This is a genomic window from Nocardioides sp. CPCC 206348 (assembly GCF_048654705.1).
In the GTDB taxonomy this organism is placed as follows: Bacteria; Actinomycetota; Actinomycetes; order Propionibacteriales; family Nocardioidaceae; genus Nocardioides.
This window is the reverse complement of record NZ_JBMCZA010000216.1, coordinates 49254-60673: the sequence shown is the minus strand read 5'-3', so window position 1 is coordinate 60673 and position 11420 is coordinate 49254. Positions and strand designations below refer to the sequence as shown.

Here is an 11420-nt window from a genome sequence, read left to right as displayed (position 1 = left end):
GGTCGGCGACCAGAGCTACACGCTCGCCCCGGTCGACGTGATGACGTTCGACGACGAGGGCAAGATCCTGAGCATGCGCGCCTTCTGGTCCTCCGACGACATGCAGGTCAGCTAGAACTGCACCCAGCGATCAGATCCGGGGGTCGATCCGGGGGTCGTCACCCCGGCGCACGAAGGCGTCCCGTCGCCACGGCGGCGTGTAGATGAGCGACAACACGATCGCGATGATTCCGGCAACGATGAAGATCGTGCCCAAGGCATCCTCGTTGATGTACTTCAGGTCAGCGGTGATGACATCCAGGGCCAGGATGAGCCCGGCCACGAGCAATACGATTCCAAGTCCGATGTACATGTCGCGGCAGTACCCGATCGGCGCCTGCCCATACGGGGCAGGGAACGCGGTCAGCCGAGGCGGGCCGCCACCTCGGAGGCGACCGCGCGGGCGAGGGTCTCCGGGGTGTCGTCGTCCCGCTCGGGGATGACGCCGTGGACGTCGCCGGAGGCGAGCAGGTCGAGGGCGCCGACCTTCTGCCGGGCGGCCATCTCGGCGGCGTGGCCGGTGTCCCCGTGCACGATCACGCTCGCGCCCTCGGGAGGCAGCGGTGAGAGCCAGCCGCGTTCGGTGGCGAGGACGGTGCGCGCCGGGAGCAGCGCGAGCGCGCCGCCACCGCAGCCCTGGCCGAGGATCACCGACACGGTCGGCACCGTCATCGTGACGAGGCGGGCGATGCAGCGGGCGATCTCCCCGGCCATGGCGCCCTCCTCCGCCGCGGCCGACAGCTCCGCACCCGGGGTGTCGATCACCGTGACGAGCGGCAGGCCGAGCTCCTCGGCAAGGTTCATGGCGCGCAGGGCCTCGCGCAGGGCGCCCGGTCCCATGGCGGCGGCCTCCGACTGCCGCGACCTGTCCTGCCCGACCAGCACGCACGGCTGCCCGTCGAGGCGGGTCAGGGCGATCAGGACGGAGTCGTCCCGCTCCCCCTCGTCGGTGCCGCGCAGGCGCAGGGTGCCGGCGGCGCCGTACCGGAGGAGGTCGCGGACACCGACCCGGCCCTCCGCCCGCGTGAGCTCGATGTCCTCCCAGACCGGGTGGTCGGCGGTCGTGCCCGGCGCGATGGGCGTACGACGCTCGAGACCGGCAGGGGACGCCGCGTCGACCAGCACCCCGAGTGCGTGGTCGAGCAACGTCGGCAGGTCCTCGGCGAGGACGACCGCGTCGATGACCCCCTTCGCGGCGAGGTTCTCGGCGACCTGCACGCCTTCGGGGAACGGTTCGCCCTTCAGCGCTTCATAGACCTTCGGGCCCAGGAAGCCCACCAGTGCGCCCGGTTCGGCCACCGTCACGTGCCCGAGCGATCCCCACGAGGCGTAGACCCCACCGGTCGTGGGGTGCCGCAGGTGCACGACGTACGGCAGGCCCGCCGCGCGGTGCTCCATCAACGCACGGGAGATCTCGACCATCTGGACGAACGCCCGGGTGCCCTCCTGCATCCGGGTGCCACCGGACGCCGTACTCGCGACGACGGGGAGGCCCTCGGCTGTTGCCCGTCGTACGGCGGCGGCGATCCGCGCAGCGGCGGCGATGCCGATCGAGCCGGCGAGGAAGCCGAACTCGTTGACCACGAAGGCGATCGGGCGACCACGGACGTCGCCACGTCCGGTGAGCACGGACTCGTCGGTGCCGGCCTTCTCGGCGGCGGCCCGCAACGCCGCCTGATAGCTCTCGCTGTGGCCGGAGATGTCGACCGGTGAGTCCCACGACTCGTAGGTGCCGTCGTCCAGCACCAGGTCGATCAGTTCACGCGCGGTCCACCGGCGACTCGTCCCCATGGCCCCGAACTCTAGGCGTGTCCCTACGCTGGCGTCGTGAGTGACTCGATCGTGGTGATCACCAACGCCGACGCCGGTACGGCGGACGACGAGGCCCTGGACTCTGCCCTGGAGGTGTTGCGGCGCGACTTCACGGTCGAGGTGCATGCGACATCGTCACCGGACGAGCTGGACGAGGTACTGGACGGCCTCGGCGACCTGGGCGACCGCCGGCTGGTCGTGGTCGGCGGCGACGGCAGCGTCCACGCGGTCGTGGCCGCGCTGCACCGCCGCGACGAGCTCACCGGTCGGGTGCTCGGTCTCGTCCCGCTCGGGACGGGCAATGACTTCGCCCGGACCCTCGGCATCCCGCTGGACCCGGCCGAGGCCGCCGAGGTCGTCGCCAACGGCGCGGTCCGCGACGTCGACCTGATCGTCGACGACCTCGACTCCGTCACCGTCAACGGCGTGCACCTGGGCGCGGGCGCGGAGGCCGGCGAGAAGGGCGCTCGCTGGAAGACCCGGCTCGGCTCCGTCGGGATCGGCAAGGTCAACCTCGGCAAGGTCGGCTACCCGATCGGCGCACTGCAGACGGCCCTGAACCCGCCCACCCTGCGGGTGCGGGTGGAGGTCGACGGCGAGGTCGTCGTGGACGTCGACCGCCAGGTGCTGATGGTCGCGCTCGGCAACGGCGCATCGGTCGGCGGCGGCACCGAGCTGACTCCCGACGCCCACCCCTTCGACGGACTCGTCGACGTCCTCGTCGCCACTCCGGTCGGCACCCTGTCGCGCCTCGGCTACGCGCTGCGCCTGCCGTTCGGGCGCCACGAGGAGCACTCCGACGTGCAGATCGTGCGCGGCCGGTCCGTGCGGGTGTCGGGCAGCGAGTTCACCTGCAACAGCGACGGAGAGATCGACGGCCCGGTGCGCAGCCGTTCGTGGCGGGTGCTCCCGGCGGCCTACGCGATGGTGGTGCCGGTCGAATCGGAGTCGGAGCCGTCGGACAACTAGGCTTCGCGCCGTGGCACGAGGACAGCGCAACCAAGGTGGAGACCAGCAGGACCCGAGCGACTGGGTGACCCGCACCGCCGACCTGGCGCTCCGGCACGCGGAGGCCGTCAACGGCGGCACCCTGCCCGAGGTCGTCACCTGCGCGTCCGGCATCAGCCCGTCCGGCCCGATCCACCTCGGCAACCTGCGCGAGTTCCTCACGGTGCACTTCGTCGCCGAGGAGATCCGGCGCCGCGGCATCAACGTCCGCCACCTCCACAGCTGGGACGACTACGACCGGTTCCGCAAGGTCCCCGCCGGCGTCGACCCCTCCTGGAGCGAGCACATCGGCAAGCCGCTCTCCGCGGTCCCCGACCCGACCGGCGAGTTCCCGAACTGGGCCGAGCGGTTCAAGGCCCCGCTCCGCGCCGCGCTCAAGGACCTCGGCTGCGAGATGGTCGAGGTCGACCAGACCGAGATGTACGCCGCCGGCGCCTACCGCGAACAGGTGCTCACCGCGATCGCGAAGCGTGGCGAGATCGAGACCGTGATGGCGCGGTTCCGCACGAAGAAGGCCGCGGAGCCGGTCGAGGGCGAAGAGCTTGCTGAGTCCACGGCCGAGGAGGACTCCGGCCACGGCGCGAACGAGGACCTGGCCCGCTTCCCCTACAAGCCCTACTGCCGCGGTTGCGGCCGCGACACCGTCACCCTGACGTCGTACGACGACGACACGACTGACCTGGCCTACACCTGTGACGTGTGCGGCGACTCCTACGTCACCAACGTCGCCACTCAGAACGAGGGCAAGCTGGTCTGGAAGGTCGACTGGCCGATGCGCTGGACCTTCGAGGGCGTGCACTTCGAGCCCGGTGGCGTCGACCACGCGAGCCCCGGGTCGTCGTACACGGTCGGCAAGGAGATCGTCGGCCCGATCTTCGGCGGCTCGGCCCCGTCGTTCGTCGGCTACTCCTTCGTCGGTGTCGCCGGCATGCCGAAGATGTCGTCGTCCAAGGGCGGCGTACCGACCGCCGAGGAGGCCCTGCGCATCCTCGAGGCCCCGATCCTGCGCTGGCTCTACGTCCGCCGCCAGCCGAAGCAGGCGTTCAACGTCGACTTCGGCCAGGAGGTCCTGCGTCTGTACGACGAGTGGGACGCGCTGACGAAGAAGGCGGCGATCCCCGAGAAGCGTGACGCCGCGGTGCTCGCATGGGAGCGGGCCTCCGCGACCTCGACCGCCGGCACGCTGCCGACGCCAGCCGTCGTCTCGCCATTCCGAATGCTGTCGTCGGTGGCCGACGTGACCGCGGGATCGCGCGAGATCACCGCGCGCACCGTCGGCGCGAGCGAGGCGGACCTCGAACCGCGGCTCTCGAAGGCAGCCACCTGGATCACCGCGTACGTCGACCCCGAGGACCGCACCGTCGTCCGCGAGTCCGCCGACACCGAGCGCCTGGCCGCTCTCGACGAGGACGAGCAGCTCTGGCTCGGCCAGCTGCTCGACCGGCTGCCCGACTCGTTCGCGGACTCCGACGAGCTGACCACGCTGATCTACGGCGTCCCGAAGCTGGCGCGCGGGCTGGCCCTCGACGACCCGCCCACCGATGAGGTGAAGGCGGACCAGAAGGCGTTCTTCAAGCTGCTCTACGAGCTGCTCGTCGCCGCCGAGCGCGGACCCCGCCTGCCCACGCTCTTCATGGCCCTCGGCCCGGACAAGGTGCGCGCGCTGCTCACGCCCTGAACCCGGATCGGTGGATTCAGGCTGAGTCACCAGCGTCACCAGCGCAGGTCGGGTGGCCCTTCATCGGGCGGGACCGGCGGCAGGCCGAGCACGCGCATCGCCGCGTCGGCGAGGTCCAGGTTCCGGATCGGCTGCGGTCCGTCGTACGACGGCCGCCCGGTTCCCGGGTCGCGACGCTCCGGGTTGCGGTCGTAGAGGTCGCCGGCACTGACGTCGGGTCCCCAGATGGTGAACGGGATCGTGTAGTTCTCGGCCACCAGGGCTCCGTGGTCCCGGGTGCCGGCGGCGAAGCCGTGGTCGGCGGTGAGGATCACCGTGGTGGTGCCGTCGAGCGCGGGCGTGCGTTCGATGGCCGCGATGACCTGGCCGACGAGTCGGTCGACCCTGCGGACCGCATCGAGGTACGGCTGGCTCATGCCTCCGGCCCGGTGCCCGGCGGCGTCGGGACCGGCAAGGTGGAGGAAGGTCAGGTTCGGCTGCTCGGTCACCAGGTGGGCGATCGCGTCGGCCACCAGGCGCCGCTGGGGCTTGCGCACCTCGAAGTCGTCGATCGACCTCGGCCACGAGTCGCGCATGATGTCGAACTTCGTCTTGCCGGCGAACAGCGCTGTCGTCAGGTGGTGCCGGTGAGCGACCGAGAAGATCGACGCGACCTTCTCGCCCGCGGCGGCTTGCACGGTGTCGTCGATCGGGTTGCCGTTCCACACGACTCCGTGGCCGCCGCCGGTCGCGTCGATCCGGCGGCCCGTCACCATGCCCACGTGGTTGGGCAGGGTGACGTTCTTCTCGTAGGCGGAGCGGGCATTCAGGGTCGAGGCACCCTCGTCGAGGAGCCGGTGCAGGTGGGGTGTCTCCTCCTCGCCGAGCTCGAGGAGCGCCTCGACGGCGAGGCCGTCGACGGAGATCGCGACGACGTGGGACGGTTCCGCCGGCTCGGTGCTCGACGTGGTCGCGCCGGGCTGGGTGCTGGACGAGCTGGCCGGACTGGTCGAGCCGGTCGGCGCCGCGGTGTCGGGATCCCCGTCACCGGCGCTGCAGGAGACCAGCCCGAGGCTGGCGGTCCCGAGGCCGAGTGCGACTGCCCACGCGCCGAGGCGTCCCCTCACTGCTGCGTCGCGATGTCGACGCGCGGGGACCACACATGGCGGCCCGGGGCGTAGTCGTAGTACTCCGCGTCGCTGACCATCTGCACGTTCACCCTGATCGTCTCGCGGGGGCTGTCCCCGGCCCCGAGCCGGAAGGGAAAGGCGAGGCCGTCGCGGGGCGCTGCGGAGGAGTCGTCGGAGAACCGCGCGTCGTCGGCCTGCGAACCGTCGAGGATGTCGCGGCCGTGGCCCCACCCCCCGACCGCACCGGAGCCGGTCGCGCCGGTGGTCACGTGGCGCCACGAGACGAAGTCGGGCGTGCTGTCACCGTCCACGTCGAACCGCACGATGACGCCCACCGGCGGCGAGGCGTTGCCGGCGAACTCCACGATCACCCAGCCGGGCTCGCCGTCCTGCTGCGGGAGGATCTGGACCTGCCTGAGGTCGCCGCCCGAACTGGTCTCCGGACCCTGGCCCCGCAGCAGCGCGTCACCTGTCTTGTCGCTGAGCGTCACCGGCCGGAGCGGCACGGCCTCCTGCGTCGGCGGCGTGCTCGAGGCCGTCGTGGGGTCCGGGGTCGACGACGTCTCCGCCGACGCCCTGTCCCTGTCCCTGGCCCCGGTGTCCGCGTCGTCCGGACCGCTGGTGGCGAGCAGGTAGGCACCCGTCCCGCCGGCCGCGAGGAGCACCACTGCGGCCACCACCGCGCCGACGACCAGGGGCGTGCGCCGACGGGGTGGCGTGCCGGGTGGCGGGACGTAGGGCGGCGGAGCAACGGGCGGCAGGGCCGGCGGCGGCCCCGGTGGGCCGTTCGGCAGCAGCACGTACGGCGGCTGCACGGGAGTCACCGGGACGGTCATCGGTGACGGGTCGGGCGCCGGGCCCGACGCCGGGCCGCCCCCGGATGCCTGCATGCCGTCCTGCCCGCAGTTGGAGCAGAACCGGCGGCCGTTCATCGGCGCACCGCAGTTGGTGCACCAAGCGGGACTGGGAGGGTTGTCCACGGCGTCACTCTCCTCATCGACCCGACCGTCGTACCTGACGATTCTGTCGTCAATCGGCCGATCTCACGACCGTTTCGTCAGGTACGACGCGATCAGAGCAGCTCGTCGGCGGCGGTGGGGCTCGAGTCGCGGAGGAAGGTCGAGCAGCGCTCCCACTCCTCGGTCTCGCCGATGGCCCGAGCGGCGAGGGCGAGCAGGGCCAGCGAGCGCAGGAAGCCGCGGTTGGGCTCGTGCTCCCACGGGACCGGTCCGTTGCCCTTCCAGCCGTTGCGGCGCAGCAGGTCGAGCGAACGGTGGTAGCCGACACGCGAGTAGGCGTAGACGGTCACGTCATCGGCACCCTGGTCGCGGGCCTGCTCGGCGAAGGTCGCCCAGGCAAGGGGCGAGGCCGGCAGGCGTCGTACGACGGCCGCGGGCGCCTCGCCCGCAGCGAGCAGCTCGGCTGCGGGGTCGACGGGCAGGTGCGTGGGCGGGGGGCCGGCCATCAGGTCGGCGCCGGGAGTGAGGCTCATGGAGCCATTGTGGTCACACACGCGACGGGTGTCGGCGCGCGGGTGTTGACTCTCCCCGTGACCCAGAGCGCGAGCCCGATCCCTGCCACGCCCACCGAGGACGTCAACCCGTGGCCGGCCCTGTGGGCCCTGGTCCTCGGGTTCTTCATGATCATGGTCGACACGACCATCGTCACGGTGGCGACGCCGGCGATCATCGAGGACCTCGACGCCGAGGTGAACAGCGTGGTCTGGGTGACCAGTGCCTACCTGCTCGCCTACGCGGTCCCGGTGATGATCACCGGTCGGCTCGGTGACCGGTTCGGCCCGAAGAACCTCTACCTCATCGGCATGGTCGTGTTCACGCTCGCCAGCCTGTGGTGCGGGCTGACCTCGACGGTCGAGGGGCTGATCATCGCGCGGGTCGTGCAGGGCTTCGGCACCAGCATGATCACGCCGCAGACGATGGCGATCATCACCCGGATCTTCCCGGCCGACCGCCGCGGCCAGGCGATGTCGCTGTGGGGTGCGACGGCCGGCGTGGCCCTGCTTGTCGGTCCGCTGCTGGGCGGCGTCCTGGTCGACGCCTTCTCCTGGGAGTGGATCTTCTTCATCAACATCCCCGTCGGGATCATCGGCATCGCGCTCGCACTGCGCAACGTGCCGTCCCTGCCGACCCACCAGCACAAGTTCGACTGGCTGGGCGTGGTGCTCAGCGGCGTCGGCATGTTCCTGCTGGTGTTCGGCATCCAGGAGGGCCACCAGTACGACTGGGGCAAGGTCACGGGTTTCCTCACCGTGCCGATGCTCATCGTCGGCGGCATCGTCGTGCTCGTGCTGTTCGTCCTGTGGCAGCACTACAACACGCAGGAGCCGCTGGTCCCGCTCAGCCTGTTCCGCGACCGCAACTACTCGCTGGCCAACATCGCGATCAGCTCGATCAGCTTCACCTTCACCGCCCTCGGGTTCCCGCTGATGCTCTACGCCCAGCTGGTCCGGGGCTACTCCCCCACCGAGTCGGCCCTGTTGATGGTCCCGATGGCGTTGCTGTCGATCGTGCTCGCTGCGCCGGTCGGCAAGCTGACCGACCGCGTGCACCCGCGCTACCTCTGCAGCGTCGGGTTCGCCACCGTCGGCATCAGCCTGGTCTGGCTCTCGGCCGTCACGACGCCCGACTCGGCCGTGTGGGAGCTCGCCCTCCCCATGGGCCTGATGGGTGCCGGCAGCGCTGCCATCTGGGCTCCCCTGGGTGCGACCGCGACCCGCAACCTCCCGATGCAGATGGCCGGTGCCGGTTCCGGGGTCTACAACGCGACCCGTCAGGTCGGCGCCGTGCTGGGCTCGGCCGCGATCGCCCTGTTCATGGACGCCCGGCTCTCCGCCAACGGACTCACCTTCGACCCGTCGAAGGCACCGGAAGGCGCGAGCAGCGGCGCCACGCTGCCACCCCAGGCCCTCGACCCGTTCGCCACTGCGATGGGGCAGTCGATGCTGATCGCACCCGCGGTGATCCTGATCGGCCTGGCAGCCGTGCTGTGCTTCGCGCGACCGAGGGGTCTCGACGCGGCCGTTGGTCGAGGAGGGCCGTCTGACGGCCCGTCTCGAGACCCGGGACCTCCTCGGCCAACGGACTAGCTCACGAAACCGAACAGCGGGCTGTCCGGCGGGACCTTCTCGACGCGCAGCCGTGACTCCTCCATCCGGGCCAGCAGCCCGGTGAGGTCGTCGGCGTGCTGCATCTCGATGCCGACCAGCGCCGGACCGGTCTCCCGGTTGTTGCGCTTGGTGTACTCGAACAGCGTGATGTCGTCGTCCGGCCCGAGCACCTCGTCGAGGAAGCGGCGCAACGCGCCGGGCTCCTGGGGGAACTCGATCAGGAAGTAGTGCTTGAGACCCTCGTGGACCAGGGCCCGCTCCACGATGTCGGCGTAGCGCGAGACGTCGTTGTTGCCGCCGGAGACGACGACCACGACCTTGCTGCCGGGCGCCAGCGCCCCGGACAGCTCGGGCAGTCGCAGCGCTGCTGGTGCCAGCGCCCCGGCGGGCTCCGCGATGATCCCGTCGACCTGGTAGAGGTCGAGCATCTCGACGCAGATCAGTCCCTCGGGGACCGACACCACCGACAGGTCGACAGCGGCGCGTGCCGCGGCCACCGCGGCGTAGGTCAGGTCTCCCACGCGTCGTACCGAGGCACCATCGACGAAGGGGTCGACCGATTCCAGCTCGACCGGTCCGCCGGCCTCGAGTGCCGCCGCCAGCGACGTCGCGCCGAGGGGTTCGGCGGCGATCACGGCCACGCCGGGCAGGCGCTCGGCCAGGACGGTCAGGCATCCGGCGATCAGGCCGGCACCGCCGACGGGGAGAACCAGCGCGTCCGGAGTCCAGCCGTGCGACGAGGACTGGGCCAGGATCTCGGCGGCCACGGTCGCCTGCCCGGCGATGATGCCGGGGTGGTCGAACGCCGGGATGACGGTCGCCCCCGACGCAGCGGCGAAGTCCGCAGCGGCGACGGCTGCGTCGTCGTACGCCTCACCGGCGATGACGACCTCGACCTGGTCACCGCCGAGCGCGGCCACCCGGTCGCGCTTCTGGCGCGGGGTCGTGCGCGGCAGGAAGATCGTGGCGTGCACGCCGGCGCGGGCGCAGGCGAAGGCCACGCCCTGTGCGTGGTTGCCGGCGCTGGCACAGGTGACGCCGCGGGCCCGCTCCTCGTCCGTGAGGCCGGACAGGACGGTGTAGGCACCGCGCGCCTTGTAGGACCGGACGGGAGTCAGGTCCTCGCGCTTGAGCCACACCTCCAGCCCGGTCAGGGCGGAGAGCCGGTCGGCACGCTGGAGCGGGGTCGTCGGGATGACGGGCGCCAGCAGGTCCGCCGCCCGGTCGACGTCGGCCGCTGTGGGGAGGTTCTCGACAGGCTCGCCCACCGGACTAGCCGACGGTCTTGCCGGCCGACCGCAGGTTCTCGGCGGCCTCGACGACACGGGCAGCCATGCCGGCCTCGGCGGCCTTGCCCCAGGCGCGCGGGTCGTAGGCCTTCTTGTCGCCGACCTCGCCGTCGACCTTCAGGACGCCGTCGTAATTGCGGAACATGTGCTCGGCCGCCGGGCGGGTGAAGGCGTACTGGGTGTCGGTGTCGACGTTCATCTTCACGACGCCGAAGTCGACCGCCGCAGCGATCTCCTCGGCCGAGGAGCCGGAGCCGCCGTGGAAGACCAGGTCGAACGGCTTGGAGCCGGCGGGCAGGCCGAGCTCGGCGACGACCGCGGCCTGCGCGTCGCGCAGGATCTCCGGGCGCAGCGTCACGCCGCCAGGCTTGTAGACGCCGTGCACGTTGCCGAAGGTGAGCGCGGTCATGTACCGGCCCTTCTCGCCGATCCCCAGTGCGGCAACGGTCTGCAGTGCGTCGGCCGGGGTCGTGTAGAGCTTCTCGTCGATGGCACCGACGACGCCGTCCTCCTCGCCCCCGACCACACCGACCTCGATCTCGAGGATGATCTTCGCAGCGACCGAGAGGGCCAGCAGCTCCTCGGCGATGATCAGGTTCTCCTCCATCGGCACGGCGGAGCCGTCCCACATGTGCGACTGGAACAGCGGCGCCTCGCCGCGGGCGACGCGCTCGGCCGACAGCGCCAGGAGCGGACGCACGAAGCCGTCCAGCTTGTCCTTGGGGCAGTGGTCGGTGTGCAGCGCGATGTTCACGGGGTAGTTCTTCGCGACCTCGGCGGCGTAGGCGGCGAAGGCGACCGAGCCAGTGACCATGTTCTTGACCGAGGGTCCGGAGAGGTACTCGGCGCCACCCGTCGAGACCTGGATGATGCCGTCCGCGCCCGCGTCCGCGAAGCCCTTGAGGGCCGCGTTCAGCGTCTGGGACGACGACACGTTGATGGCCGGGAACGCGAACGCGCCTGCCTTGGCGGCGTCGAGCATCTCGGCGTACTTCTCGGGAGTTGCGATGGGCATGCTGGCTGGCTCCTGCGCGCGATCCGGTACGGACGTGTGGATGGTCACTGATTATCGGCCAACCTACCGTGGCAACCGATCGGCCGTGCCTTGCGTATCCCCCGATGAGCGACCCTTGAGCAGACACCCGGAGGAACCCGTGCAGGACATGATCGACAGGTTGGCGAAAGAGCTCGCCCACGCGCCGGAGCCCGGCTTCGACATCGCGAGCACGGTGGCCTCCGGCCGCAAGGCGGTACGACGACGCCGGATCGCCGCAGGTGCGGTGGTCCTGGCCACGGCGCTGGTCGTCGGCGGCACGGCGTGGCTGGTCGCACCGGGCAACGACGACCAGCCCGACGGC

11 protein-coding genes are annotated in these 11420 nt (G+C 71.2%); 4 read left to right on the top strand and 7 right to left on the bottom strand.

All coding sequences use genetic code 11. The annotated features are described in order from the left end of the window. Positions 1-130 precede the first annotated feature (130 nt). Complete coding sequence (locus tag ACOADB_RS23610) at positions 131-322, bottom strand: hypothetical protein (RefSeq protein WP_378604503.1); 192 nt, start codon at positions 320-322, stop codon at positions 131-133. 80 nt (positions 323-402) lie between these two features. Beyond that, positions 403-1830 carry a carboxyl transferase domain-containing protein gene (locus ACOADB_RS23605; protein WP_378604500.1) on the bottom strand — a complete coding sequence of 476 codons (1428 nt, stop codon included), beginning with the start codon at positions 1828-1830 and terminating at the stop codon, positions 403-405. Between the two features lie 36 nt (positions 1831-1866). Here ACOADB_RS23605 and ACOADB_RS23600 point away from each other — a divergent pair, with 36 nt between their 5' ends. Both ACOADB_RS23600 and lysS read left to right on the top strand, forming a co-directional pair. Beyond that, the gene (locus ACOADB_RS23600) at positions 1867-2820 is read left to right on the top strand and encodes a diacylglycerol/lipid kinase family protein (protein WP_378604497.1); all 954 of its coding nucleotides are present in this window, start codon (positions 1867-1869) and stop codon (positions 2818-2820) included. 10 nt (positions 2821-2830) lie between these two features. Next, positions 2831-4537, top strand: coding sequence for a lysine--tRNA ligase (gene lysS, locus ACOADB_RS23595; protein ID WP_378604494.1), 1707 nt, complete (start codon positions 2831-2833; stop codon positions 4535-4537). A 35-nt stretch (positions 4538-4572) separates the two neighbouring features. Here the strand turns inward: lysS and ACOADB_RS23590 are convergent, their stop codons facing one another. From ACOADB_RS23590 to ACOADB_RS23580, 3 genes are all read right to left on the bottom strand, one after another. Further along, complete coding sequence (locus ACOADB_RS23590; RefSeq protein ID WP_378604487.1) at positions 4573-5643, bottom strand: alkaline phosphatase family protein; 1071 nt, start codon at positions 5641-5643, stop codon at positions 4573-4575. Next, positions 5640-6626 (bottom strand): zinc ribbon domain-containing protein, encoded by a 987-nt coding sequence (locus tag ACOADB_RS23585; protein ID WP_378604484.1) that lies wholly within the window; start codon positions 6624-6626, stop codon positions 5640-5642. The genes ACOADB_RS23590 and ACOADB_RS23585 overlap by 4 nt, the downstream gene beginning before the upstream one ends. A 92-nt stretch (positions 6627-6718) precedes the next feature. Further along, entirely contained in the window at positions 6719-7138 is a 420-nt protein-coding gene (locus tag ACOADB_RS23580; RefSeq protein ID WP_378604481.1) for a DUF3151 domain-containing protein, read from the bottom strand. A 57-nt stretch (positions 7139-7195) separates the two neighbouring features. Here ACOADB_RS23580 and ACOADB_RS23575 point away from each other — a divergent pair, with 57 nt between their 5' ends. After that, entirely contained in the window at positions 7196-8752 is a 1557-nt protein-coding gene (locus tag ACOADB_RS23575; RefSeq protein WP_378604478.1) for an MFS transporter, read from the top strand. Here the strand turns inward: ACOADB_RS23575 and ilvA are convergent. Further along, entirely contained in the window at positions 8749-10041 is a 1293-nt protein-coding gene (ilvA, locus tag ACOADB_RS23570) for a threonine ammonia-lyase IlvA (protein ID WP_378604475.1), read from the bottom strand. The genes ACOADB_RS23575 and ilvA overlap by 4 nt on opposite strands. A gap of 4 nt (positions 10042-10045) precedes the next feature. Continuing rightward, a complete protein-coding gene (gene fbaA / locus ACOADB_RS23565; RefSeq protein WP_378604472.1) occupies positions 10046-11077 on the bottom strand; it encodes a class II fructose-bisphosphate aldolase in 1032 nt (343 codons plus the stop codon). Positions 11078-11192: 115 nt separating this feature from the next. On the opposite strand from fbaA, the gene ACOADB_RS23560 reads away from it, so the two are divergent. Further along, positions 11193-11420: hypothetical protein (locus ACOADB_RS23560; protein ID WP_378604469.1), on the top strand; the 228-nt coding region annotated here is incomplete at its 3' end.